The organism is Nocardia sp. CA-145437 (genome assembly GCF_050956485.1).
GTDB lineage: Bacteria > Actinomycetota > Actinomycetes > Mycobacteriales > Mycobacteriaceae > Nocardia.
Window position 1 is genome coordinate 306317 of sequence record NZ_CP191204.1, and the last position, 24002, is coordinate 330318.

A 24002-nucleotide genomic window follows, 5' to 3' on the forward strand; every position below is an offset into this window, starting at 1 on the left:
ATCACGGCGCGGCCCCCCACACCGCGTGCGCGCCATTTCCCCGTTCCCCATAAACTCGCGGTCGTGGCAGACATCTCGATGCGCGGACAGCTGGCGCTGCGGGCGGCGACGGCGGCGTCGTGGGCCTCGCGGCGGGCCGGGCGGGGCAACGGCTCGATGATCGGCGGGTTGATCGCGCTGAAGATCGATCCCTCGCTCATGACGCAGCTCGGCCGGGGCAAGCGCACGGTGCTGGTGACCGGCACCAACGGCAAGTCCACCACCACCCGCATGACCACCGCCGCCCTGCAGTCGCTGGGCCGGGTCGCCACCCAGGCCGACGGCGCGAACATGGACGCCGGGATCGTGGCCGCGCTCACCGCGCACCGCACCGCCCCGCTGGCGGCCATCGAGGTGGACGAACTGCACCTGCCGCATGTCGCCGACGCCCTGAACCCGTCGGTGGTGGTGCTCCTGAACCTGTCCCGCGACCAGCTCGACCGGGTCGGCGAGATCAATATGATCGAGCGCCGCCTGCGTGAGGGCATGGCCCGGCATCCCGCGGCCGTCCTGGTCGCCAACTGTGACGACGTACTGGTCACCTCCATCGCCTACGACCACCCGAACGTGGTGTGGGTCTCGGCCGGCAGCGGCTGGGCCGTGGACGCCACCAGCTGCCCGCGCAGCGGCGAGCCCATCGTGTGGGAGGGCGAGCACTGGTACAGCACGGGCGCGGACTTCCAGCGCCCGGAGCCGCGGTGGCGGGTCGACGAGGCGGGCCTGCACGGCCCCGACGGCCTGGAACTGCCCCTCTCCCTTGCCCTTCCGGGCCGCGCCAACCGCGGAAATGCCGCTCAGGCGGTGGCCGCCGCGGTCGCGCTGGGCGCGGATCCGGCCGTGGCCGCCGCGGCCACCGGCACCGTGAAGGAGATCGCGGGCCGCTACCGCAGCGTCGACGTGGACGGCCGTAGCACCCGCATGCTGCTGGCCAAGAACCCGGCGGGCTGGCAGGAAGCGCTGTCCATGATCGACCCGGCCGCAACGGGTCTGGTGATCGCGGTCAACGGCCAGGTGCCCGACGGCGAGGACCTGTCCTGGCTGTGGGATGTGCGCTTCGAGCACTTCGAGGGCACCCAGGTGGTGGCCGCCGGCGAGCGCGCCACCGACCTCGCGGTGCGCCTCACCTACGCCGGCGTCGAGCACATCACGGTGGCGGATCCCTTGCACGCCATCGCCTCCTGCCCGCCCGGACGGGTCGAGGTGCTGGCCAACTACACCGCGTTCCGGGACCTGAACCGCGACCTCGAAGAGAAGACGGGCGGCCGCGCATGAGCGGTCAGGCCCGGAGGCGGCAGCGCAGTGTAACCACGGAGGGCCCCGCGAAGGCGCGAGAGGATAGAGCATGACACGAGAATCGACCGTCCGCATCGGCCTCGTGCTCCCGGACGTGATGGGCACCTACGGCGACGGTGGCAATGCCGTGGTGCTGCGCCAGCGGCTGCGGATGCGCGGCTACGACGCCGAGATCGTCGAGATCCCGCTCACCGAGCCGGTTCCCAACTCCCTGGACCTCTATACCCTCGGCGGCGCGGAGGACTCGGCCCAGCGGCTGGCCACCCGCCATCTGCAGCGCTATCCGGGCCTCCAGGAGGCCGCCGGACGGGGTGCGCCGGTGCTGGCCATCTGCGCGGCCATCCAGGTCCTGGGCCACTGGTACGAGACGTCGTCGGGCGAACGCGTCGACGGCGTGGGCCTGTTCGACGTCACCACCGCGCCCCAGGACAAGCGGGCCATCGGCGAGGTCGCGACCCAGCCGCTGGTGCCCGGCCTGTCCCAGCCGCTCACCGGTTTCGAGAACCATCGCGGCGGAACCAAACTCGGTGGCGACGCCAAACCGCTGGCCCGGGTCACCAAGGGCGTCGGCAACGGCGTCGGGGACGGGCTCGAGGGCGTCATCCAGGGTTCGGTGCTCGGCACCTACATGCACGGCCCCGCACTGGCCCGCAATCCCGAGCTCGCCGACTATCTGCTCGGCCGCGCGCTGGGTGTGGATTCGCTTCCGCCGCTGGAGCTTCCGGAGGTCGATCAGCTCCGCCGGGAACGCCTCCGGGCCTGATGGCGGGCTGATTTCGGCGCCGCCCACGGGATCGGGGGCTTGTGCCGCGGCACAGCCGTCTTGAATGTCCGGTTGGTGATCTCTCACGGAGGTGTTGAGGCGATGGCGACCGGCCGGTAATCTCGCGCGCGGTCACGCGTGATGAGGGAGGTGACCGGTTGCGTAGGCGCACCATGTTGAAGGCTGCCGGATTGGCGGCTCTGTTGGCGGGCGTCGGAACGGGTGCCGCTACGCGCGGCGCCGGATCCGCGTCGGCGAATCCGTTGTGGAACGCGCTGTTCGAGGCGTGGGTCCCGGAAATCTTTGCGCCACTGCCGGATCCGCCAGAGCACACCGAGGCCATCGTGATCGGCTCCGGTTTCGGCGCCGCGGTGACCGCGCTGCGACTGGCCGAGGCCGGTATCCAGAACACCGTGCTGGAGCGCGGTTCCCGCTGGCCCAACGACCCGTGGCGGGAGATCTTCACCGGCGACGAGCTGCCCGACGGTCGCGGCTTCTGGCATCGCACCAGCTTCACCGGCATCACCAAGGTCCCGGTGCCGTGCGCGGACTTCGGCGGCGTCCTGGACGTCACCGAGTACCCCGGCATCGATGTGTGGCGCGCCTCCGCGGTGGGCGGCGGGTCGATCGTCTTCTCCGGCGCCATGGTCGCGCCGCCGAAGCACCTGTTCGACCATGTCTTCGGCGGCGTCGTGAACTTCGACGAACTGGACTCGGTGTACTACCCCAGGGTCCGGCAGATGCTGCGGCTGTCCCCGATGCCCCAGGACGTCTACGACTCCGCGCCGTTCGCGCACTCGCGGGTGTGGGACCAGCAGGTGCGGGCCGCGGGGTATACGCCGGAGGCCAACGACTCGATCTTCAACTGGGACGTGGTGCGCGCCGAGCTGGCGGGCAACAGCCGCGCCTCGGCCACCGCGGCGCACAGCAATCTCGGCAACTCCAACGGCGCGAAGTTCGATCTCAACCAGAACTACCTGCGCTACGCCGAGGGCACCGGCCGCACCGGCATCTTCCCGGGCCACCGGGTCGACACCATCGGCCAGGACGCCAACGGCAAATACGTTGTTACCGTGAGCAAGCTGGCCCCGACCGGTCAGGTGCTGCGCACCCGCACCCTCACCTGCGACAAGCTGTTCCTGGGCGCGGGCTCGGTCGGCACCTCCGAACTGCTGGTGCGGGCCCAGGCCACCGGCACGCTGCGCAACCTCAACGAGCATGTCGGCGACGGCTGGGGCACCAACGGCGATGTGGTGCTGGCCCGCAGCTTCAGCTACCCGTCCATGAACGGCGGCGGTGTCCCCAGCGCCAGCCGCATCTTCGACGACGCGGGCATGCCGCTGCACCTCGAGAACTGGTACGTGCCGGGCATTCCCATCGATACCGGCGCCATCGCCTCGCTCGGCATCGTGCTGGACCCGACTCGCGCCCGCTTCGGCTACGACCGCGGCCGCAATGCCGTGGGACTGGCCTGGCCGCACGAGGCGCAGGGTCGGATCGTGGACGCCTGCCGCGCGGTGGATCACAAGGTGGGACAGGCCAGCGGCGCGATGGTGGACTACACCGCCATCGGATTCGACGCGCAGGGCTTCTTCACCGCGCACCCGCTGGGCGGCGCGGTGCTCGGGCGGGCGACCGACGGCTACGGGCGGGTCGTCGGCCATCCCGGTCTGTACGTCATGGACGGCGCGGCCATCCCGGGCAGCACCGCCACGGTGAACCCGTCGCTCACCATCACCGCGATCGCCGAACGCAATATCGAGGCGATCATCCGCGCCGGAAGGTAGCCGGGCGGAAGGCTTTTCGCCGTTGTCCACAGTTCCCCGGGGGGCTGTGGACAAACTTGCGGCGCGGAATGCTGCGATAGGGAAAGACCGGTCGCCCTGAAATCTGCTGTGCGGAACACCGCCTCACCGGGGGTTTGCGCCGACTACGCTGGCGGCGACCGTTCGAGGAGGAAGGGGACGTCGTGACCGAGCTCGGCGCACCGGAGGCCGATGAGTTTCCGCACAAGCCTCCGGCCTTGTGGAGCGACTTCCTCATGCTCGCCCTCGCGGTGGTGTCCGTCGTGCTGGTCGCCTGGATCACCTTCTTCCCGGTGTCCGACCACACCTACCGGTTGATCCGGATCGCGGACTACAGCATCTGCGCGGTCTTCCTGGCCGAATTCCTGTGGCGCTGGCGGCGGGAGGGCTGGAGCTGGACGTTCCCGTTCATCTACTGGTACGAGGTCCTCGGCATGATTCCGGTGACCTCCCCGTTCTTCCGCGGGTTCCGGCTGCTGCGGATCGTGGTGATCGTGGTGCGGCTGGGCCGGGTGGCCGACCGCGCCTTCGGCGACCGGATCACCGCGGCCGTGGTTAACCGGTCGATCGGGGCCATCGTCGAGGCCATCGAACGCCCGCTCACCATCCGGGTGCTCGACGAGGTCGGCGAGGTGATGCGCGCCGGCCACTACACCCGCAATATCGCGAACGCGCTGGAGGAGAACCGCTCCGAGATCGATCAGATGATCGTCGAGGTGATCCGGAGCGATCCGCAGCTGGGCAAGGTGCGCTACATCCCGTTCCACGAGGAGATGATCCGCGGTATCGCGGACGCCAGTTTCCGGGTCGTCTTCCAGGTGCTGGCCGATCCGCGCACCGACGAACTGGTCGCGGACGCCCTGCGCGAGAACATCAATCAGCTCCGCGACGCCGTACACGCGGGCACCCGGGTGCCGGAGTCGATCAACCACCGGATCGCCCCGGGCGCCGGATCGCCCGTATGACCGCTCAGATCGTCCCGTGCCGGATGAGATCGCGCGGCTGGGCGTAGCGCACCACCTCGAACACGATCAGCGCCAGCAGCACCGAGCACAGGATGCCCAGCGCGGCCAGCGCGGGCAGCGCCGAGGCGAGCGGGATGAGTGCCAGCAGGACCCCGGCGGTCACCAGTCGCGGCACCAGCACCTTGCCGGTCGCGTAGTGCCGGAAACCGGCCAGCGCCAGCAGATATGTCGCCACGCCGCCGTACAGCGCGAACAGCGGGATCCCGTGCAGCTGGTCGCTGAGCGAATGCCCTTGGGCCCCACCCACGTAGTTGAGCACCTTCTTCAAACCCAGTGCCATGGCCACGATTCCGGCGATCATCGGGAAGTGCCAGAAGGTGTAGCAGTTGCGGGCGATCTGCACGCGGCGCGCGCCCTGGGCGTGATGCATGGCGCGCTCCACCACCAGCGCGGCCACGTCGAAATAGGCCCACCACAGCAGCCCGGCCACGCCGAGCCCCAGCATCGAGCCGACCGCGATGGGCCACGAGATCGGCAGTCCGGCCACGCCGACGCCGATGGACACGATGGATTCGCCCAGCGCGATGATGACGATCAGGCCGTACCGCTCGGCGAAGTGCGAGGCGGAGTACAGCCGCCATTCGTTGCCCGCGAAGAACGTCCAGCCCATGTCGCACACCAGAGCGGCCAGCCACAGCCCCAGCTGGGCGGCGCCGGTGGTGAGGGCGCCCGCGACGAGCAGCACGGCGGGCACGCTGAGTGAGCCTGCCGCCCAGCGGATCACCTGCCGTCGCAATTGGGTGTCGTGCGTACTCGCCATCCAGAACACGGTCAGGTGGATGAGCCGCACGGCCAGATACGCGATGACGAAGACCAGCGGCCCGTACCAGCCACCCGGCAGATCGTGGAAGGACTCGGGAATGGTGAGCGCGATGATGAACGCCCCGCCCATGGCCACGAACATGGCCACCCGGGCGATGCCCTCGTCGGCCTTGATCACGTTGCCGAGCCAGGAGTAGCCGATCCACGCCCACCACAGCATGGCCAGGATCAGCACGGCGCGCAGCAGATTCACGGCGGTGGTCTCGTGCGCGGCGAAGTCGGTGACCATGGTGAAGGCGAAGACGATCACCAGGTCGAAGAACAGTTCCAGCTGGGTCACCGAGGCGTCCTCGGCGACCGGAGTCATGCGGGTGCGAACCGAACCGGGCATGGCAGACATACTGCCGGTTCGCGCGGGCGAACGGCAGTGTCAGTCGCCAGTGTTCGCCGTCGGCATCAAGCGGGTTCCCGCCACCGGCCTTACGCGGTGCCGAAACCGGGCTCGAAGCCGCGGCCGTAGTCCAGGCGCTGCGCGTAGCCGGGCTGCGGGTAACCGGGCTGGGCGTAGCCGCCCTGCTCGTAACCCTCGGCGTAGGACGCGGGTTCGGCGGCCTCGGCCGGGGCGGCCTCGACCTCGCCGAGGCCCTGCAGGCCGGTCACGGATTCGACGAAGGCGATGAAGTTGCTGATCAGCGCCTCGCCCTCGCGGCGCGCGCTGCGCTTGAGGACCATGCCGGGCACCGGGATCGGCAGGTAGAGCTCGGAGTGGTACCAGACTTCGGTTGCACCGTCCTCGATTTCGGCGAGGTCGAACCAGCTGGTGCCGCCGGCGCCGGCGCTGGACTCGGTGACCCGCCATTCGACGCGGGTCTCGGTGCAGCTGAACTCGACGACCTGCCGGTCCGGCCGGCCCATCAGGTTGGCCGAGACGTAGACCCGCTTCGGGCGGCCGAATTGGTCGCGGCTGGCGACCCGGACGTCCTGGTGCGAGGGCGACCAGTCGGGCATCTGCTCGACCATGAGCAACGCGTCCATCACCTGGTCGGGATCGAGGTCGATCACGAACCGGTGGTCAGTTTTCGTGCGCATATCTACCCTCCACTCGGGGACCGATTGTGACCAGGGTCGCTGCCAGAGTCAACTGCGCATCCCACTACTTCTGACCGACTGGTCGGTCTGATTGGTCGCAATGTCCCAGCTCGGCGTAGAAATCCGCCACGGCTGTAGATAAACCGGAAATCTTGGGAGAAGCCGGTATTCGGACGGCGTGAAGTGACGGCGGTCACATGGCCGGGATGGCTCGTTCCACCGCCGCCTCGATCAGCCGCGCGGCCTCCGCGTCGTCGAAGATCTCGGGCAACGTGAGCCTTTCGACGATGAGCCAGTTCAGGGCCAGGTACAGCAGCAATACGGAGTCGGCATCGCCGGGCAGCCCGGAGTCCAGATGGTTGCGGACATTGAACTCGATGTCGGCGCGCACCCGTTCGGTGAGGATGGCCTGTAGCTCCGGCCGGCGGGTGGCCTCGAGGCGCAGTTCGAGCAGGGCGAGGTAGCCGGTGCGGAACCCGCTGATCCGTGCGACGGTCTCGGCCATCAGTTCGGCGATGGTCTCGCGGGTGCGTGGCCCGGTGAGCAAATGGTCCATCGTCTCGGTGCTGGGTTGTAGCCGTTCATAGAAGCGGTGGCCCGCCTGTACGAACAGTTCGTCCCGATTCGGGAAGTAGTTGGAGGCGGTGCCCGCCGGGACGCCGGCCTCCTTGTCGACCGCGCGGAACGTTAGCCCGCGGGCTCCGTCGCGGGCCAGGACCTCGATGGCCGCGTCGATCAGGGCATTGCGTCGTTCCGGATTCGTTCGGACCATTGACACCACTCCATCTGTAGTACTATGTTCGTAACCACTACGGACACAGTACTACGAATGAGGCGGTACACCATGCGAAATCTCGTCTACTACGTGGCGGTCTCCCTGGACGGTTACATCGCGGGTCCGGAAGGTCAGGTCGACTTCTATCCGGTGGCCGACGACATGGCGGCCTGGTTCAACGAGCGGTACCCCGAGGCTGTCCCGACGCACATCCGCCCGCACGCGGGCCTTCCCGTCGATACGCCCAACAATGAATGGGGCACCGTGCTCATGGGCCGTGGCACCTATGAGCCCGCGCTCGCCGTGGGCATCGCCAGCCCGTACGACCACCTGAAGCAGTACGTCTTCTCCACAACCCTCGCCCCCGTGGACAACCCGCAGGTGGAAGTGGTGGCCGGAGATCCGGTCGAGCTGGTGCGCCGATTGAAGAAGGAAGCGGGTAAGGACATCTGGCTCTGTGGCGGCGCGAACCTGGCCGGGCAGCTGGCCGACGAGGTCGACCGGATGATCATCAAGAGTTACCCGGTGATCGCGGGCGCGGGCCTGCCGCTCTTCTCCGGCGGATTCCGGCCCGCTCGATTCACCGTTACCCAGCGCCGCGAATTCAGTAACGGGGCCCAGGTGACCTGGTTGGACCGGGTGCGGCCGGAATAGCTGGCCGATGGCCGAAAGTGGCCGACGAGAGGTGGGGCGAAATCTCGTGGACCTGGGCCGGTAGTCTTGACCCTCGGTAGCAGCAGTTTGTCGATCTTGGAGGATTTCCGCCGTGGCTCTCGTCGTCCAGAAATACGGAGGATCCTCGGTCGCCACCGCCGAGCGCATCCGGAGGGTCGCCGAGCGGATCGTCGAGACCAAGAAGCTCGGCCACGATGTGGTCGTGGTGTGCTCGGCCATGGGCGACACCACCGACGAACTCCTGGATCTGGCCCAGCAGGTCGCGCCCGCCGCGCCCGCGCGCGAGATGGACATGCTCCTCACTTCCGGTGAGCGCATCTCCAACGCGCTGGTGGCCATGGCCATCCACTCCCTCGGCGCCGAGGCCCGGTCCTTCACCGGCTCCCAGGCCGGTGTCATCACCACCGGCACGCACGGCAACGCCAAGATCATCGATGTGGCCCCGGGCCGAGTGCAGCAGGCGCTCGGTGAGGGCACCATCGTGCTGGTCGCGGGTTTCCAGGGCGTGTCCCAGGACAGCAAGGACGTGACCACGCTGGGTCGCGGTGGTTCCGACACCACCGCGGTCGCGCTGGCCGCCGCGCTCAATGCCGACGTGTGCGAGATCTACACCGATGTGGACGGCGTCTTCTCCGCCGACCCGCGCATCGTCACCGACGCCCAGAAGCTGGACTCCGTCTCCTACGAGGAGATGCTGGAGATGGCGGCCTGCGGCTCGAAAGTTCTGATGCTGCGTTGCGTCGAGTACGCGCGCCGCTACAACGTGCCCGTCCATGTGCGGTCCTCGTACACGGACAAGACGGGCACCATGATTACCGGATCGATGGAGGACATCCCCTTGGAGCAAGCAATCCTCACGGGCGTCGCGCACGACCGCAGCGAGGCCAAGGTGACCGTGGTCGGCATTCCGGACGAGCCGGGCTACGCCGCCAAGGTGTTCCGCGCGGTCGCCGATGCCGAGATCAATATCGACATGGTGCTGCAGAACATCTCCAAGGTGGAGACGGGTAAGACCGACATCACCTTCACCCTGCCCAAGCTGGAGGGCCCGCGCGCCGTCGAGCTGCTCACCAAGCGGCAGGGCGAGATCGGCTTCTCCCAGGTCGTGTACGACGACCACATCGGCAAGGTGTCGCTGGTCGGCGCGGGCATGAAGTCGCACCCGGGCGTGACCGCCACCTTCTGCGAGTCGCTCGCGGACGCGGGCATCAATATCGACCTGATCTCCACCTCGGAGATCCGGATCTCGGTGCTGGTCAAGGACACCGACCTGGACGAAGCCGTGAAGGTGCTGCACTCGGCGTTCGATCTGGGCGGCGACGAGGTCGCCGTGGTGCACGGCGGAACGGGACGCTGACTTGATCGGGTCAGGCGCGGAGGCGGAAGCGCAGCGTAACCACGCAGCGCTCCCGATCAAGTCGAAAGGATACTGAGCGATGGGTGTGCGTGTAGGCGTCGTCGGCGCGACCGGTCAGGTCGGCGCGGTCATGCGAAAGCTGCTGGAGGAGCGCAACTTCCCGGCCGACGAGGTGCGCTTCTTCGCGTCCTCGCGCTCGGCGGGCAAGACGCTGCCGTTCCGCGGCAAGGACATCGTGGTCGAGGACACCGAGACCGCGGACCCGACCGGACTGGACATCGCGCTGTTCTCGGCCGGCGCCACCATGTCCCGGGTGCAGGCGCCGCGCTTCGCGGCCGCCGGTGTCACCGTCATCGACAACTCCTCGGCCTGGCGCAAGGATCCCGAGGTGCCGCTGGTGGTCTCCGAGGTGAACCCGGAGGCGACCCGCAACCTGGTCAAGGGCATCATCGCCAACCCGAACTGCACCACCATGGCCGCCATGCCGGTACTCAAGGTGCTGCACGACGAGGCCGGTCTGCAGCGGCTGATCGTGTCCAGCTACCAGGCGGTCTCGGGTTCCGGCCTGGCCGGTGTGGAGGAGCTGGCCTCGCAGGTGCGCGCGGTGATCGGCGACGCCGAGAAGCTGGTGCACGACGGGTCGGCCGTGGACTTCCCGGCGCCGAACAAGTACGTGGCCCCCATCGCCTTCGATGTGATTCCGCTCGCGGGCTCACTGGTGGACGATGGCAGCGGTGAGACCGACGAGGATCAGAAGCTGCGCAACGAGTCCCGCAAGATCCTGGGTCTGCCGGACCTGCTGGTGAGCGGCACCTGTGTGCGCGTGCCGGTGTTCACCGGGCACTCGCTGTCGATCAATGCCGAGTTCGCCCGGCCGCTCTCGGTCGAGCGTGCGGAGGAATTGCTGGCCAAGGCGCCCGGCGTGCGGCTGACCGATGTGCCGACGCCGCTGGCCGCCGCCGGCCAGGACGAGTCGCTGGTGGGTCGTATCCGCCAGGATCCGGGTGCGCCGGACGGTCGCGGTCTGGCGCTGTTCATCTCGGGCGACAATCTGCGTAAGGGCGCCGCGCTGAACACCATTCAGATCGCGGAAGTTCTTTTGAACAACTGATCAGTTTCTATGATCGGAACTAACCGTTACGGACCGTGCACGTAAAGTGCGCGGTCCGTTTTCGGATATGGTCAATCGGCCCAGAGTTCCGCGCACGGTAGTGGCGCGAGCCGATCGATCGGCATGCCGTCGATGATGACTTCAATGCGATGCGGTCGCAAATGTGCTGCGAGGCGTTCCGCAATTGCTCGCTCGGCGCGGTAATCCAAGATCATTCCGCCGGGAAACCGCAGGCGCACATGGACTTCGTCGGTTTTGGGGGCGGCCGTCATCGTGTGGGCGCCCGGTGGGTGACTGGTTGACCTTTCGCCGCGCGAGAGTTCCGGTTACCCTCGCGTTCGAGGCGAGCGGTGATCGATTGCACCGTCGCCCCGTCGGCAGCGGAGGAATACTTGGTGGCCGCTAGGGCGCACGCCGCCAACCACATTGCCGCGCCGCCGATTCCGGCTCCGAGTAGGAAGAAGAGAAGTTCGCCGGGCATGACCACCTCTTGTCGTCCGTTTGGTTCGACGGGTCCTCTTCAAACGTTAAACACAGAAAAATTGCGGTGCAATAAGAAAAATCCATGTTCCATACTGTGCGCCGTAAGCTCGCCCGGTCTGGAATCCTTGTCGGCAGATCCACCCTTGGAAGGAATGGGCGGAAGGAGAAGGGCATGGTAGACATCGGCGAAACAAGCGGGCGGTGACGGCCGGGAAAGCCGATCAGGCAGAAGGAGTTTGACCCGGTGGCCGAAAGTACCCTTGGGGCACGGGTAGCGGAGTTGCGCCGGCGGCGGGGACTATCGCAGAAAGAGTTGGGCGCGGCGATTCGGCGCTCGGAAAGCTGGGTGTCGCAGGTCGAGCGAGACGTCCTGCCTGTTGAGCGACTGTCCGTTCTGCAAAGACTGGCGGACGTGCTCGGCGTGGCGGTACGCGATCTGCGTCCCGAAGCGGCCGAACCGGTGGCCGCCGACCGCGGCGACGGGCATCGGCCCGGCTCGGCGGTCTTCGAGCAGCTGCGGCTGTTGCTCACCGGACATCCCGCGCTGGACCAGCTCCTCGGAGACGAGGCCGACCGCGTTCCCGAGCCGAACGCGGCGGACGCGAAACTCCCCGAGCTGCAACAGCGCGTGGACCTGGCCTGGCAGCTGGCACACGAATCCCGTTTGGTCGAGGTGGGCGGCAGCCTGCTGGAACTGATCCCGGATCTGGAACACGCCGCGCGGGCGAACACCCCGCGGCGGCCGGAAGTGCTGACCCAGCTCTCGCGCGCCTATCAGGTGGCCGCGACCGCGTTCACCCGTCAGGAGGAGGTCGACGCGGCGTGGGTCGCGGCCGATCGCGCCTTGTCCGCGGCCGAGGAATCCGGTGACGCGCTCAGCGTCGTGGCCGGAACCTACCGCATGGCACAGGCCTTCCTGCGCCTGCAACGACTGGAACAGGCCGAACGGGCGGCACGGGTGTCGGTGGCGGCGCTGGCCGCCCGCGCGGCGGCCGACCACCCGCGGCCGGAAGTGCTGTCGCTCTACGGATCCCTGCAGCTCATGCTGGCGGTGATCGCGGCGACGGACGGGAATCGCACCGCGGCCCGGGCCGGGCTGGCGGCGGCGCGCACCGCCGCCGATCGACTGGGCGAGGGCCGCAACGACTTCGACACCGAGTTCGGTCCGACCGGGGTCGCCGTGCACGCGGTGGCCGTGGCCGTCGAACTGGGTGACGCCGGCGAGGCGCTCGACACCGCGCGCACCGTCGACGCGTCGATCCTGTCGCCGGAACGGCAAGCCCGCTTCCTGGTCGATGTGGCCCGCGCGCACGCGCAGCGGCGGCAGGCGGCGGAAGCGTTGGAGGCGTTGCTCAATGCCGAGCGACTAACGCCCGAACTGGTCCACACCGATCATCGCGCCCGCGAGGTGGTGCGCGATCTGCTGCAGTTCGCCGGCCGCCGACCGGCCGACGACTTACGGGAGCTGGCGGGGCGGGCCGCGGTCACGCCCTAGACGCGGTCGTCGGAGTCAGCGCATCCCCGGGGTGCGCGGGTCGGGGCCGACGCACGCCAGCAGCAGGCAGCCCGGGGGCGCGTCACTGAACGGCGGGGCGAGCGAAAGGTTCAAGCAGGACAACACGGTACAGCCGGGATAGGCGTCCGCGCCGACACCGAAGACCGCCAGTGCGATATCGGTGTCGAAGTACGCGCGGTAGTCCACTCGCAGCGGCGTCTCCACGTACGGGCCCGGATCCGGCATCGGATGGTCGCGGAACCCGGACAGCAGGCGGCGGAAGAACTCGTGCGACGGCTCGTCGCCGTATTGCAGGAGGCCGCCGGGGCCTTGACCGCTGTGCACGCCGAACACGCCGGTCCACACCACCATCAGGTCCAGGTCGGGCACCACGAAGACGTTCTGCAGGCCGAGTCCGGACATGGAATAGGTGTCGGCGGGCAGGAATTCGGGATTCTCCGCGCAGCCCGGGCCGAGCCAGAACAGGTAGCCGTAGCAGCGGTTGGTGGCCGACGGCGTGACGGCCCGATCCAGATAGGCCTCGGAGATGACGGCGCGACCGTTCCAGCGGCCGTGCGTGGCGACCAGCATGCCGAGCCGCGCCAGATCGGCGGGCGGGATGAACAGGTGCGCGTACCCGTAGGTGTGGCCGGAACGGTCCCGCGCCCAGTAGTAGTCGCCGCGCTCGATCCCCAAGGGGCCGAACAGTTCCCGCTGCGCGAAGTCCTGGAGCGGTTCGCCGGTGGCCAGTTCGATCACATACGACAGCAGGTCCACATTGCGCTGGCTGTATTGGAAGGCGCTGCCCGGCGGGGTGTCGAAGGGCACGCCCAGCGCCTGGACCGCGCTGAACGGGTCGAGGGGGACGACACCGGTGATGCCCTCGGTGGCCGCGCCGACCCGCAGGCCCGAGGCCTCCTGCAGCAGGTTCTCCACGGTGATGGCGCGGTGCCCCGCGTCGCCGATGCCCGGCGGCAGATAGTTGTCCAGGGTCGCGTCGATATCGAGTTTCCCGCGGTCCCAGGCGATTCCGGCGAGCAGGGAGACGACGCTCTTGGTGACGCTCCAGACGTTCCACGGCACGGTGTCGGTCTCGGTGTTCGAGGGGCCCGCGCCGATCAGACAGTTGTGCCGAAAGACCTGGACGTTCAAGCGGTTTCGGGTGGCCGCGAAGGCGAGGGCGTCGGCCAGGGGTCCGGGGTCGACCCCGGTGTCCTCGGGTGCGGCGCGCACGAAGTCGCGCCCCGTGGGTTGCGCGCAGTACGCCGGGTCGGTCACCGCTGTCGCGGCCCCTCCGCCGAGGATCACGCTGCCCGCCATCACCACCGTCGCCAACGCGCCGGCCATCCCCCTGCGCATGCGCCGCATGGAGTTCAGGCTAACCCGGAAAGTCGAAGCCGACGCCCAACAAGCGCCTCTCGGCGAGTGGTCGCTCGTGGCGACGAAGGGTGCGGCCCGGGGCTGTTCCGACGCCGGCACTGTGCATCAACCAGGCTCCGTGTCGATCTATTCCAGGTGCGACACTGTGATCTGGGCTATGCCTCGAAACGTTCGCCGCCGCCCTCACCCAGACCCGGCCCAGCACCGGCGCCTGGTTCGAATCCGCGCGCAATGTCGTCGAATTCGCCAACAATGACGGCAGCTACGACGAGCTCGCCGCGTATATGCGCACCCGCAACAACCGCTGATCCCGGATCGCTGATCGGATGAGCGAGAAGATCAAGAAGGCCAGGGTGCTGGCGGATCTCGGGCGCTTCGACGCGGCCCGGGAGATGTTGGGGGAGGTGCTGGCGGGGGATCCGGAGGATCCCGAGGCGTTGGCGGATATGGCCAATCTGGCCTATCGGGAGGGGGAGTACGAGCGGGCGCTGGAGTTCGCGGGGGCCGCGTTTGCGGGTGGCGCCGGACGAGCCGTTCGTGTGGCGGGTGCGGGCGCTGGCGGAATTGCAGTCGAGTCGGGGCGCGGCCGGGGACGAGGGGGCGCGCCCCGTCGTCCGTACCGCGAGCGGAAAGCCGTTGCCCGGGTGCCGGTTCCGCGGCCGAAGTCCGATGGCAGCCGGTTCGGGCGCTGGGCGGCGGTGGTCGGGGTGCTGGTGATCCGGGTGGTGATCGCCGCCCTGGGCTCGGATCACGATTCCGCGCCGACCACGACCGACTACACGCCGCCGCGCTACACCGCGCCGCCGACGTTCCCGTCGTATCTGCGGCAGTACCCGCTCACGGTGCCGCCGATGCCCACCTGGCTCGATCGCCCGCCCACCTATATCCCGCCACCGAACTTCCCGACCTATCGCCCGCCGGCTCCGCGCTAGCGCCCGGACTGTATACGGCTTTGTTTACTGACGAGCCTGCCCGCTTTTCTTGACTAGTTCAAGAAAGCGGAGCAGGCTCGGTTTCATGACCAAGGCGACCACCACCAACTCCGGCGCCCCGGTGCCCAGCGACAACGAATCGCTCACCGCGGGCGCCCAGGGCCCGATCCTGCTGCACGATCACTACCTGATCGAGAAGCTCGCGCACTTCAACCGGGAGCGCGTCCCGGAGCGCGTGGTGCACGCCAAGGGCGCGGGCGCGTTCGGCGAACTGGTGGTCACCGGCGACGTCAGCCGCTACACCAAGGCCGCGCTGTTCCAGCCGGGCACCCGCACCGAATCGCTGGTGCGGTTCTCCACCGTCGCCGGTGAGCAGGGCAGCCCCGACACCTGGCGCGACCCGCGTGGTTTCGCGGTGAAGTTCTACACCACCGAGGGCAACTACGACATCGTCGGCAACAACACCCCGGTCTTCTTCATCAAGGACCCGATCAAGTTCCCCGACTTCATCCACTCGCAGAAGCGCCTGCCCGGCTCCGGCCTGCGCGACGCGAACATGCAGTGGGACTTCTGGACCCTGCGCCCGGAGACCGCCCACCAGGTCACCTGGCTCATGGGCGACCGCGGCATCCCCGCCACCCTGCGCCACATGGACGGCTTCGGCTCGCACACTTACCAGTGGATCAACGAAGCGGGCGAACGCTTCTGGGTGAAGTACCACTTCAAGACCGACCAGGGCATCAAGACCCTCACCCAGGCCGAGGCCGACGAGCTGGCCGGCAAGGACGCCGACTACCACCGGCGCGACCTGTACGAGGCCATCGAGCGCGGCGACCACCCGAGCTGGACGCTGAAGGTCCAGATCATGCCGGTCGCCGAGGCCGAGAACTACCGCGTCAACCCCTTCGACCTGACCAAGGTCTGGTCGCAGCAGGACTACCCGCTCATCGAGGTCGGCCGCTGGACCCTGAACCGCAACCCCGCGAACTACTTCGTGGATATCGAGCAGGCCGCCTTCGCGCCCTCGAACGTGGTGCCCGGCATCGCCTTCTCACCCGACAAGATGCTGCTGGGCCGCGTCTTCGCCTACGCCGACGCGCACCGCTACCGGATCGGCGCCAACCACGCGCAGCTGCCGCCGAACCGCGCCAAGGCTGCCCCGGTGAACTCCTACTCGCAGGACGGCGCCATGCGTTTCGGTCACAACGCGCCGACCGTTCCGGTGTACGCGCCCAACTCCTTCGGCGGTGCGCACGCCGACCCGGCCCGCGCCATCGATGACGGCGCGTGGGCGTTCGACCCGACCATGATCCGCGCCGGCTACGTCACCCACCGCGAGGACAACGACTTCGCGCAGGCGGGCACCCTGGTGCGTGAGGTCATGGACGACGCGCAACGGGATCGCCTGGTGAGCACTGTGGCCGGGCACATCCTGGGCGGCGTTCGCGAGCCGATCCTGGGCCGCGTGTTCGACTACTGGAAGAGCGTGGACGCCGACCTCGGCAAGCGCATCGAAGTGGCTGTCCGCGAACAGCTCTGACCCACTCTCGGGGTCTACCCCCGAACCCGATTTAGGCCCGCGTCGCTTCGGCGACGCGGGCCTTCTGTGTTCCCGGCCAGAATCGAATCGGTGAGCCGTTCGGCCACGGCGGTATCGAGGGGCGCGTGGCCGAGCAGGAAGCGGTACCAGAACACGCCGTAGAACTGGTCGACCATGAGATCGAGGTCGGCGTCATCGGACAGTTCGCCGCGTGCGCGCCCCCGCTCCAGGACCTCCCGGACGGCCTGACGCCGTTGCGCGGTGAAGGTCTCCAGCAATTCGGCCAGGTGCGGGTCCTGCGCGGCCTCGCGAACCAGGGTGCGCAGGGCGGGCGCGGTCGAATCGCTCTGCGCGCCACGGAAGGTCGAGTCGATGATCGCGATCAGGTCGGCGCGCACCGAACCGGTGTCGGGCGTCGGCACGTGCAGGGCCGATCGTTCGGTGAGCGCGTCCAGCAGCAGCGCGCCTTTGGACGGCCACCAGCGGTAGACGGTCTGCTTCCCGACTCCGGCGGCCCGCGCGATGGCGTCGATGGTGACTGGCGCGCCCCCGGATTCGCCGAGCAGCCGGAGCGAGGCATCGAGGATGGCCTGGTGGGTGGCCTCGTTCCGGCGCCGGCCGGTGTGGGGTCGCTCGGAATCGGACTGCGGCCCTGCGGTTTTCATCGACGTCCTCCTGTGGCGCAGCTCACCGTTCCGTCGAGATCAAAAGTCTCGGTTCCGCTGTTGTCGAGACTAGCAGTTCCAACAAACTGGAGGTTCCGGCAATGACCACAACCCAGCGCGTCGTCATCATGGGTGGCAGTTCCGGCATCGGCGAGGCCACCGCAGCCGTCTTCGCGGCCGCGGGCGCCGAGGTCGTCATCACCGGTCGCGACCGGGCCAAGCTGGACGCGGCCGTGGCCCGCATCGGCGGCGACACCACCGGTCACGCCGTGGACGCCACCGACCGGGCCGAGGTCGACGCCTTCTTCGCCGGGCTGGGAACCCTGGACCACCTGGTCATCTCGGTGAGCGGATCGGCCGGTAGCGGCCCGTTCGCCGAACTCGGCCTGGATCAGCTGGCCGCCGGTTTCGACGGCAAGTTCTGGCCGCAGATTCGCATCCTGAAAGCCGCGCTGCCGCACCTGGATTCGCACGGTTCGGTGACCCTGGTGACCGCCGCCTCGGCCCGCTCGGCCTTTCCCGGGACCGCGGGTCTGGCCGCCATCAACGGCGCGCTCAATGCCATGGTCGCGCCGCTGGCGGTCGAGCTCGCCCCGCTGCGGATCAACGCGGTCGCCCCGGGAGTCATCGATACCCCGTGGTGGGACCGGGTTCCCGAGGCGCAGCGCACGGCCCTGTTCGACGGTCTGGTCGCCACCACCCCGGTGGGCCGGGTCGGCCGCCCCGAGGATGTCGCGGCCGCCATTCACCTGCTGGCCGTGAACGGCTTCACCACCGGCGTCGTCCTCGATGTCAACGGCGGGACCAGCCTGGCGTCCGGTCGCTGAATCAGCCCGCGCGGCAGCCTATTTGCCGGCCGCCCGGGTGCGCCGCACTTCCAGCCCGTCGAGGATGAGGCCGAGTTCGTCGTCGAAGAAGTCCTCGCGGGACTGGGCGACGTCGATGTCGCCCATGGTCCGGTGGCGTTTGCTGATGTGCGGATAGCTGCGTGTCGCTTGCTCGGCCAGGGTCATGAAGTTGGTGAACCACTCCTGCTGACTCTGGCCGCTGCGGGCGATGGTGGTGACCATGGCGGTCTCGCCGCTGGTGGTGCCGAGCACGTAGGACCAGACGGCATTGGCGGCGCGGTCGGCGGAGTAGTCGTCGAAGCCGACCGCCGCGAGCAGGGCGAGCATGGTCTCGGACAGGCGCAGCAGGTTCGGGCCGAGGTAGGCGAGTCCGGCGCCGGTCATGGCGGTGCTGATCCACGGGTGCCGCAGGATGGCGGCGCGGATGTCGCGGCCCAGGGTGAGCAGTTCTTCGCGCCAGTTCTCGGCGACGCCGGGGGGTGCGGGGACGTCGCCGAAGGCCTCGTCGATGGCGAGTTCGAGGATCTCGTCCTTGTTGGTGACGTGGGTGTAGAGCGAGGTCGCGCCCGCGTTCAGGCGGCTGCCGAGGCGGCGCATGCTGAGCGCGTCGTAGCCCTCGGTATCGAGCAGGGCGAGCGCCTCGGTGACGATCTGTTCCCGGCTCAGTGCGGGCTGATCCTTGCGCTGTCGTTCCGGTCGGGTCCACACCGACGAGAACTCCTGTGCCTTGGCCGCCATGGCTCTTCCTCCTTTGTCTGCCGAACAGCATAGCCCCAGCTAGAACGCCGTTCGTTCTGCTGTACACCGTTCCCTCTTGCGAACAGTGTACGGAAGTCGTACAGTGTTCGACAACGCCGCACAGTGTGCGGGACCGCTTCTCGAAGGGGACACGACAATGACTGCGAAAGACATGGCCGAGGCGCTGACGGCGCCGGTCGCCCAGCGCGACCCGCGGCGCTGGCTCATCCTGGTGGTGCTCTGCCTGAGCTCCCTGGTGCTGGTGATCGACAATATGGTCCTCACCGTCGCCCTGCCCCAGATCGCCACCGACCTGCACGCCGGCCCGCAGGCGCTGCAGTGGGTGATCGACTCCTACATCCTGGTCTTCGCGGGGCTGCTGCTCACCACGGGCAGTCTCTCCGACCGCTTCGGCCGCCGGCTGGTGATGGTCTTGGGCCTGGTGCTCTTCGGCGCGGCCTCACTGCTGGCCGCCTATGCCACCAGCCCCGAGATGCTGATCGGCGGCCGCGTGATCATGGGCATCGGCGGCGCGCTCATCATGCCGAGCACCCTGTCCATCCTGATCACCGTGTTCGACGAGCAGGAGCGCCCCAAGGCGATCGCCGCCTGGAGCAGTGTCGCCATGATCGGCATGGTCGGTGGCCCGGTGCTGGGCGGCCTCATGCTCGAACACGTGTGGTGGGGCGCGGTCTTCCTGCTGAACGTGCCGATCGCGGCGGTGGCCATCGTGGCGGCCATGACCCTGATGCCGGAGTCCAAGGGCCCGGCTCGCCCGACCGATCTGCCGGGCATGGCGCTGTCCATCGTCGGCACCGTGGCGCTGGTGTGGGGCATCATCGAGTTCCCGACCAAGGGCCTTGCCGGAACCTGGGTTTCGCTGGTGGTCGCCGCGCTCTTCCTGGTGGCCTTCCTGATTCGTGAACTGAAGGCCGAGCACCCGATGGTGCCGCTGCAGCTGTTCCGCAACCGCGTCTTCACCGGATCCAGCTTCTCGCTGGTCCTGGTCACCTTCGCCAATGCCGGTCTGCTCCTGCTGCTGACCCAGTACCTGCAGTTCGTGCTCGGCTACACGCCGATGAAGACCGCGCTGGCCTTCACCCCGCTGGCCTTCGCCGCCCTGGTGGCGCAGGGTGTGGGCGCGGGTCTGGTGCGGAAGCTGGGCGTCCGCCCGCTGACCCTGCTCGGCATGCTGGTGCTGGCCGCCGGTTCGGGCGCCCTGGCCGCGCTCGACACCGACTCGGGCTTCTGGGCCGCGGCCCTCGCCATGGCGCTGGTCGGCGCGGGCGCCGGTCTGGCCATGCCCGCCGCGATCGGCGCGCTGATGGGGGCCATCCCGCCGGAGCAGGCCGGCGTCGGTTCGGCCTTGAACGACACCATCCAGCAGACCGGTGGCGCGCTGGGCGTGGCCGTGCTGGGCGCGATCCTGGCCGGAACCTACACCGACGGAATGCCTTCCGACGCCCCGGCGGCGGCTCGCGACAGCATCGCCGGAGCCTTCGCCACCGGTGACGCCACCCTGCTGAACGCGGCTCGCGACGCCTTCACCCACGCCATGTCGACCACCTTCCTGGCGGGTGGCGCGGCGGTCCTGGCCGCCACGGTGATCGCCTTCTTCCTGATGAAGGGCGCGAAGGCGGCGGCGCCGGAAGGACTTCCGGAGGAGACGGCCGAGCCGGAGCTGGCCGAGGCCCGCTAGCCGACACCGGAAAACGATTCCGCCCCCGGCGTACTAGCCGGGGGCGGAATCGTCTATTTCCTGGTGGCTCAGGCCGACTCGTCCTTGGCCTGCATGCCGAACGAGACCAGCGCCAGCAGTACCCCGATCGCCCCGAGCACGATGCCGAAGCCGGGCTGCATATCGTCAGCCCAGGCCAGGATGATGAAGTGCATATCGGCCTTCTGCAGGAACAGCGAGCCGAAGCCGAGAATCGCCATCCAGATACCCAGACGCAGCATTAGGGAACCCCCCCGATCGAAATGAAATGTGCCGCGACAGCGTATCGGTGGACGGCGACACTGTCAGTTCAGTAATTGCTCGATGCGGGCCGTGCAGAAGCCGGTGATGTTCATTTCCGGTGGCAGTTGTACGCGATGGGTCATGCGCAGCAGCGGAATCGACAGCAGGGCGGCGGAGAAGATCTCCTGGTATTCGAGATCGCGGACCTGGTATCCGGTGCGCTTCTCGTAGCGGGCGATGGTCTCCTCGCGGGTCGGGGTGCCCGGTAGCGGGGGGTGGCCCTCGTATTCGCTGCAGGCCCAGTCCAGGAACAGCAGCCAGGCCAGATCCGATTCGGGCGCACCGAGATGGGCGATCTCCCAGTCGAGGACGCCGCGGACCTGGAAGTCCTTGTCGTAGAGGATGTTCGACATTCGGGCGTCGCCCCAGCACAGGCAGGGCCGCTCCGGCTCGTAGAGGTTGTCGCGAAGGTAGGCGACCGCCCGCCGGTACGTCTCGGGCGGATCCCCTTCGCAGGCCCAGCGCAGGGCTCCTTCGAGGTAGTTCACCCCTTGTTCGACCACCCCGGTCCCGTGCCGGGGGAAGGCGAGGAAGTCCAATCCCAATGCCCGCCAATCCAGTTGGTTGACCGTGGCGATGGTGTCCACGCACCCCCACCACATGCGGGCTCGTTGTTCGGGCGTGGCCTCGAAGTAGTTCCCGGCGGCGTGATACGACGGATAGTCGCTGGGGGCCTGCCCGTCCAGCCGGTGCATGACGAAGTACGGGCTGCCGAGCGGATTGTCCCCGCGCTCGAGCCAGGCCACCTTGGGGACCGGCAGCCCGGTGCCCGCCAGTCGTCGCATGACCAGTACCTGCCGCAGCAGGTCGTAGTCGGGGAACAACGACAGGTCCGGCGGGCGGCGCAGTACCAGGGGAGTGCTGCCGGATTCGTCCTCGACGGTGAAAAGGTAGGTCTCGGTGGCGAATCCGCGCTCGGTACGCGCGAGATCGCGGACGCGAGCCGCGCCGGAGGCCGAAAGATGCTCGCGCACCCGCGGTTCCAGGGCCGCTCCGAGATGCTCGGCGGGAATTCTGGTGGCGGTCACGGTCAGTACCCCTCGTACCCGTACCGCGCGTTGCGGCCCATGAAGACCATTTCGACCAGGCCGTAGCCGACCTTGCCCTCGGTCTCGACCCGGCAGAAGGTCTCGCTGAGCATGCTGACCTGCTTCAGGTCGGCGGTATCGGTGAGGTCGGCGGTGAAGCCGTCGCTCCAGTTCGGGCCCTTCCACAGTCCGGAGGCGTAGCCGCGGTAGTGGTCGTATCCGGCCAGGCCGGGCCAGAAGTCGGAGGCGGGGGTGATGGTGAATTCGCGATCGCGCCCGTCGGCGGAGCGCACCGTGAAGCTGCCGCCGCTGACGATGCGGAAGTCGTCGCGGAAGGTGAGCGCGTGGTCGGTGGTGGCGATGGGGATGGGCTGTCTGCCGGAGTCCAGCGGCGGCAGCACGGTGCCCTCGAAGTGCCAGCGCTGCCCGTCGGCGGTCTCGCGCTGCGCGAAGTGCACCAGTTCGTCGTCGAACTGGAAGATGCCCATGTAATAGAGGACGCCGTCGGGGATGTCGCCGGGCTGCAGGCCCTCGCCCTCGCCGAGGCTGCCGCCGCCACCGCCGTGGCGGGTGCCCCAGGAGTGGTCGCGTCCGAACCACCAGGTGTCGGGGTCGATCTCGAAGCGGGTGCCCTCGACCTCGATCCAGCCCGAGACGCGCCCGTTCTGGTAGTAGCGGCGCGCGTCTTCGCGGACCCGGCCGCGGCTTCGGAAGAAGGCGGGTTCCTGCTCGTAGGCCGGGAATTCGCCCGCGAGTTCGAGCTCCAGCCGGATGCCGTGGTCGTTGTCGCCGAGCGTGGCGCGGACCGTGTGCAGCGGCTCCACGATCTCGTACTTGAACGGTCCGACGGTCCAGTCGGCGATGCCGTCGTAGCGGTCGCCGATCTCGCGGGAGAGCCGGACCACGTGGGCGGTCTTGTTGCCGATGGTGACCATGGCGTACGCGTCGAGCACATTGCGGTTGGGGTAGCGCGCCATACCGGTCATGACGCTGACCTCGCCGGTGGTGTCGAAGCCGTACAGGACGACGCGTTCGGTCCAGCGCAGATCGCTCTGCTGCACGTGGTCGAAAGTGGTGGGGAGCTGGTGGGCGAGTAGTTCGTCCTGGGGCGTCAGCATCGACGGCAGCCTCTCAGCGGTGTGGCCTGCGCCACTCTGAATTAGAATACGAGGCGCAGCGTATTCTAAATAAGGCAGGAATGTAACCTGTTCCAGGAGATTCGCCCGGCCGACCCGAGGGAGACCACGTGACCGCAGCGACAGGGACCGCCCGCACCGGCCCCGGCCGTCCCCGGGATCCGCAGCTGGACGCGCAGGTACTGACCGCCACCCAGGAACTCCTGGTGCGGGACGGCTACCAGGCCACCACCATCGCGGCCGTGGCCCGCCGGGCGGGGGTGGTCACCACCTCGATCTACCGCCGCTGGCCGGGGAAGCGGGCGCTGGTCGAGGACGCGATCTTCGCGCTGGACACCGAGAACCATCCGGTCCCCACCGGCGATCTACGCGCCGACCTCTTGGCGTGGACCCGCCTGTTCCTGAACGCGGCCGCGCATCCCGCCGCCCGCTCGGCCATTCCCGGCCTGCTGTCGGAGTATCACGACGATCGGGAGAGCTACCGCCGCCTGCTCGACGGCGGCGAGCGCCCCACGATTCAGGCGCTGGGCGAGCTGTTGACGGCGGCCGCCGACTCCGGCCAGGCCGCCCGGACCTGCGACACCGAGGCGGTCTTCGAATTCCTGCGGGGTGCGACCCTGATGCGCGCGCTCACCCACGGGATCGAGGATGCCGACCACTTCAGCCGCCGGATCGCCGACGCCCTCTACGCGGTCGCGCAAACCCCCCGATCAGAGTAGGCCCCACCAGTAGATCAGGCAGGCCAGAGCCAGTACGACCAAGGTTTCCATCGTCCATCCCAATCTGCTTGGCGCTCTTGCCTTCCATGATGCCGTCTCTCGAGTCGTGAAGGCCACATTCGCGGATAACAAGATCATTCGACTCGGGTCCACCGGGCGATCGAAGTGCGACGCGCCACGAACCCGCCCGGAGCGAAGCGGAGGGCAGAAAACACAGACCCGCGTGTCCGTCACCCCTCGTGGACGGACTCGCGGGTTCTGCGCCTGCCTGCCACCCCCTTCGCGGCAGGCCGGAAACCCAGCGAGACGCCGATCGATCGGTGT

The 24002-nt window shown here is 68.5% G+C and carries 23 protein-coding genes; 13 read left to right on the top strand and 10 right to left on the bottom strand.

The annotated features are described in order from the left end of the window. Positions 1-78: 78 nt before the first annotated feature. The 4 genes from ACQPYY_RS01345 (at position 79) to ACQPYY_RS01360 (ending at position 4865) form a co-directional block, all read left to right on the top strand. A complete protein-coding gene (locus ACQPYY_RS01345; RefSeq protein WP_433594538.1) occupies positions 79-1311 on the top strand; it encodes a MurT ligase domain-containing protein in 1233 nt (410 codons plus the stop codon). Between the two features lie 70 nt (positions 1312-1381). Continuing rightward, positions 1382-2095 (top strand): type 1 glutamine amidotransferase, encoded by a 714-nt coding sequence (locus ACQPYY_RS01350; RefSeq protein ID WP_357275433.1) that lies wholly within the window; start codon positions 1382-1384, stop codon positions 2093-2095. 173 nt (positions 2096-2268) lie between these two features. Beyond that, entirely contained in the window at positions 2269-3882 is a 1614-nt protein-coding gene (locus tag ACQPYY_RS01355) for a GMC oxidoreductase (protein WP_433594539.1), read from the top strand. A gap of 182 nt (positions 3883-4064) precedes the next feature. Beyond that, entirely contained in the window at positions 4065-4865 is an 801-nt protein-coding gene (locus ACQPYY_RS01360; RefSeq protein WP_433592498.1) for an ion transporter, read from the top strand. Positions 4866-4869: 4 nt separating this feature from the next. On the opposite strand, the gene ACQPYY_RS01365 is transcribed toward ACQPYY_RS01360, so the two are convergent. From ACQPYY_RS01365 to ACQPYY_RS01375, 3 genes are all read right to left on the bottom strand, one after another. After that, positions 4870-6078, bottom strand: coding sequence for a low temperature requirement protein A (locus tag ACQPYY_RS01365; RefSeq protein WP_433592499.1), 1209 nt, complete (start codon positions 6076-6078; stop codon positions 4870-4872). A gap of 89 nt (positions 6079-6167) precedes the next feature. Continuing rightward, the gene (locus ACQPYY_RS01370; RefSeq protein WP_379103526.1) at positions 6168-6776 is read right to left on the bottom strand and encodes an SRPBCC family protein; all 609 of its coding nucleotides are present in this window, start codon (positions 6774-6776) and stop codon (positions 6168-6170) included. A 193-nt stretch (positions 6777-6969) separates the two neighbouring features. Continuing rightward, complete coding sequence (locus ACQPYY_RS01375; protein ID WP_433592500.1) at positions 6970-7548, bottom strand: TetR/AcrR family transcriptional regulator; 579 nt, start codon at positions 7546-7548, stop codon at positions 6970-6972. A gap of 72 nt (positions 7549-7620) precedes the next feature. On the opposite strand from ACQPYY_RS01375, the gene ACQPYY_RS01380 reads away from it, so the two are divergent. The 3 genes from ACQPYY_RS01380 to ACQPYY_RS01390 all read left to right on the top strand — a co-directional run bounded on the left by ACQPYY_RS01380 (position 7621) and on the right by ACQPYY_RS01390 (position 10694). Next, on the top strand, positions 7621-8205 hold the full coding sequence (locus tag ACQPYY_RS01380; protein ID WP_433594540.1) for a dihydrofolate reductase family protein: 585 nt from the start codon (positions 7621-7623) through the stop codon (positions 8203-8205). A 112-nt stretch (positions 8206-8317) separates the two neighbouring features. Further along, complete coding sequence (locus ACQPYY_RS01385) at positions 8318-9583, top strand: aspartate kinase (protein WP_357275449.1); 1266 nt, start codon at positions 8318-8320, stop codon at positions 9581-9583. A 79-nt stretch (positions 9584-9662) separates the two neighbouring features. Beyond that, positions 9663-10694: an aspartate-semialdehyde dehydrogenase gene (locus ACQPYY_RS01390; RefSeq protein WP_379103531.1), complete on the top strand. Its 1032-nt coding sequence runs from the start codon at positions 9663-9665 to the stop codon at positions 10692-10694. Positions 10695-10765: 71 nt separating this feature from the next. Here ACQPYY_RS01390 and ACQPYY_RS01395 read toward each other — a convergent pair whose 3' ends face one another. Next, on the bottom strand, positions 10766-10966 hold the full coding sequence (locus tag ACQPYY_RS01395) for a hypothetical protein (protein WP_379103533.1): 201 nt from the start codon (positions 10964-10966) through the stop codon (positions 10766-10768). A gap of 455 nt (positions 10967-11421) precedes the next feature. Between ACQPYY_RS01395 and ACQPYY_RS01400 the strand changes: the two genes are divergently transcribed. Next, positions 11422-12672 (top strand): helix-turn-helix domain-containing protein, encoded by a 1251-nt coding sequence (locus tag ACQPYY_RS01400; RefSeq protein ID WP_433592501.1) that lies wholly within the window; start codon positions 11422-11424, stop codon positions 12670-12672. 15 nt (positions 12673-12687) lie between these two features. On the opposite strand, the gene ACQPYY_RS01405 is transcribed toward ACQPYY_RS01400, so the two are convergent. Further along, positions 12688-14040, bottom strand: a complete 1353-nt coding sequence (locus ACQPYY_RS01405) for a serine hydrolase domain-containing protein (RefSeq protein ID WP_433592502.1) — start codon at positions 14038-14040, stop codon at positions 12688-12690. A gap of 338 nt (positions 14041-14378) precedes the next feature. Here ACQPYY_RS01405 and ACQPYY_RS01410 point away from each other — a divergent pair, with 338 nt between their 5' ends. After that, positions 14379-14984: a tetratricopeptide repeat protein gene (locus ACQPYY_RS01410; protein WP_433592503.1), complete on the top strand. Its 606-nt coding sequence runs from the start codon at positions 14379-14381 to the stop codon at positions 14982-14984. 85 nt (positions 14985-15069) lie between these two features. Beyond that, a complete protein-coding gene (locus ACQPYY_RS01415) occupies positions 15070-16524 on the top strand; it encodes a catalase (RefSeq protein WP_433592504.1) in 1455 nt (484 codons plus the stop codon). A gap of 14 nt (positions 16525-16538) precedes the next feature. On the opposite strand, the gene ACQPYY_RS01420 is transcribed toward ACQPYY_RS01415, so the two are convergent. After that, positions 16539-17189, bottom strand: coding sequence for a TetR/AcrR family transcriptional regulator (locus ACQPYY_RS01420; protein ID WP_433592505.1), 651 nt, complete (start codon positions 17187-17189; stop codon positions 16539-16541). A gap of 101 nt (positions 17190-17290) precedes the next feature. Here ACQPYY_RS01420 and ACQPYY_RS01425 point away from each other — a divergent pair, with 101 nt between their 5' ends. Next, a complete protein-coding gene (locus ACQPYY_RS01425) occupies positions 17291-18016 on the top strand; it encodes an SDR family oxidoreductase (protein WP_433592506.1) in 726 nt (241 codons plus the stop codon). 18 nt (positions 18017-18034) lie between these two features. Here ACQPYY_RS01425 and ACQPYY_RS01430 read toward each other — a convergent pair whose 3' ends face one another. After that, positions 18035-18775 carry a TetR/AcrR family transcriptional regulator gene (locus ACQPYY_RS01430; RefSeq protein ID WP_433592507.1) on the bottom strand — a complete coding sequence of 247 codons (741 nt, stop codon included), beginning with the start codon at positions 18773-18775 and terminating at the stop codon, positions 18035-18037. Between the two features lie 157 nt (positions 18776-18932). Between ACQPYY_RS01430 and ACQPYY_RS01435 the strand changes: the two genes are divergently transcribed. Continuing rightward, positions 18933-20474 (top strand): MFS transporter, encoded by a 1542-nt coding sequence (locus ACQPYY_RS01435; protein WP_433592508.1) that lies wholly within the window; start codon positions 18933-18935, stop codon positions 20472-20474. A 68-nt stretch (positions 20475-20542) separates the two neighbouring features. Here the strand turns inward: ACQPYY_RS01435 and ACQPYY_RS01440 are convergent, their stop codons facing one another. The 3 genes from ACQPYY_RS01440 to ACQPYY_RS01450 all read right to left on the bottom strand — a co-directional run bounded on the left by ACQPYY_RS01440 (position 20543) and on the right by ACQPYY_RS01450 (position 22941). Beyond that, positions 20543-20734 carry a hypothetical protein gene (locus tag ACQPYY_RS01440; RefSeq protein ID WP_379103551.1) on the bottom strand — a complete coding sequence of 64 codons (192 nt, stop codon included), beginning with the start codon at positions 20732-20734 and terminating at the stop codon, positions 20543-20545. A gap of 63 nt (positions 20735-20797) precedes the next feature. Continuing rightward, positions 20798-21823: a phosphotransferase family protein gene (locus ACQPYY_RS01445; RefSeq protein WP_433592509.1), complete on the bottom strand. Its 1026-nt coding sequence runs from the start codon at positions 21821-21823 to the stop codon at positions 20798-20800. A 2-nt stretch (positions 21824-21825) separates the two neighbouring features. Beyond that, positions 21826-22941 carry a hypothetical protein gene (locus ACQPYY_RS01450; protein WP_433592510.1) on the bottom strand — a complete coding sequence of 372 codons (1116 nt, stop codon included), beginning with the start codon at positions 22939-22941 and terminating at the stop codon, positions 21826-21828. Positions 22942-23069: 128 nt separating this feature from the next. Between ACQPYY_RS01450 and ACQPYY_RS01455 the strand changes: the two genes are divergently transcribed. Then, positions 23070-23678 carry a TetR/AcrR family transcriptional regulator gene (locus tag ACQPYY_RS01455; RefSeq protein ID WP_379103557.1) on the top strand — a complete coding sequence of 203 codons (609 nt, stop codon included), beginning with the start codon at positions 23070-23072 and terminating at the stop codon, positions 23676-23678. Positions 23679-24002: the final 324 nt, after the last annotated feature.

Bases quoted from the DNA above. Each gene is read 5' to 3' on its own strand.
- ACQPYY_RS01395 (WP_379103533.1), bottom strand. From the start codon at position 10,966: ATGACGGCCGCCCCCAAAACCGACGAAGTCCATGTGCGCCTGCGGTTT.
- ACQPYY_RS01370 (WP_379103526.1), bottom strand. From the start codon at position 6,776: ATGCGCACGAAAACTGACCACCGGTTCGTGATCGACCTCGATCCCGAC.
- ACQPYY_RS01420 (WP_433592505.1), bottom strand. From the start codon at position 17,189: ATGAAAACCGCAGGGCCGCAGTCCGATTCCGAGCGACCCCACACCGGC.
- ACQPYY_RS01390 (WP_379103531.1), top strand. From the start codon at position 9,663: ATGGGTGTGCGTGTAGGCGTCGTCGGCGCGACCGGTCAGGTCGGCGCG.
- ACQPYY_RS01410 (WP_433592503.1), top strand. From the start codon at position 14,379: ATGAGCGAGAAGATCAAGAAGGCCAGGGTGCTGGCGGATCTCGGGCGC.
- ACQPYY_RS01365 (WP_433592499.1), bottom strand. From the start codon at position 6,078: ATGCCCGGTTCGGTTCGCACCCGCATGACTCCGGTCGCCGAGGACGCC.
- ACQPYY_RS01415 (WP_433592504.1), top strand. From the start codon at position 15,070: ATGACCAAGGCGACCACCACCAACTCCGGCGCCCCGGTGCCCAGCGAC.
- ACQPYY_RS01405 (WP_433592502.1), bottom strand. From the start codon at position 14,040: ATGCGGCGCATGCGCAGGGGGATGGCCGGCGCGTTGGCGACGGTGGTG.
- ACQPYY_RS01430 (WP_433592507.1), bottom strand. From the start codon at position 18,775: ATGGCGGCCAAGGCACAGGAGTTCTCGTCGGTGTGGACCCGACCGGAA.
- ACQPYY_RS01345 (WP_433594538.1), top strand. From the start codon at position 79: ATGCGCGGACAGCTGGCGCTGCGGGCGGCGACGGCGGCGTCGTGGGCC.
- ACQPYY_RS01440 (WP_379103551.1), bottom strand. From the start codon at position 20,734: ATGCTGCGTCTGGGTATCTGGATGGCGATTCTCGGCTTCGGCTCGCTG.
- ACQPYY_RS01380 (WP_433594540.1), top strand. From the start codon at position 7,621: ATGCGAAATCTCGTCTACTACGTGGCGGTCTCCCTGGACGGTTACATC.
- ACQPYY_RS01350 (WP_357275433.1), top strand. From the start codon at position 1,382: ATGACACGAGAATCGACCGTCCGCATCGGCCTCGTGCTCCCGGACGTG.
- ACQPYY_RS01355 (WP_433594539.1), top strand. From the start codon at position 2,269: ATGTTGAAGGCTGCCGGATTGGCGGCTCTGTTGGCGGGCGTCGGAACG.
- ACQPYY_RS01450 (WP_433592510.1), bottom strand. From the start codon at position 22,941: ATGCTGACGCCCCAGGACGAACTACTCGCCCACCAGCTCCCCACCACT.
- ACQPYY_RS01425 (WP_433592506.1), top strand. From the start codon at position 17,291: ATGACCACAACCCAGCGCGTCGTCATCATGGGTGGCAGTTCCGGCATC.
- ACQPYY_RS01375 (WP_433592500.1), bottom strand. From the start codon at position 7,548: ATGGTCCGAACGAATCCGGAACGACGCAATGCCCTGATCGACGCGGCC.
- ACQPYY_RS01435 (WP_433592508.1), top strand. From the start codon at position 18,933: ATGACTGCGAAAGACATGGCCGAGGCGCTGACGGCGCCGGTCGCCCAG.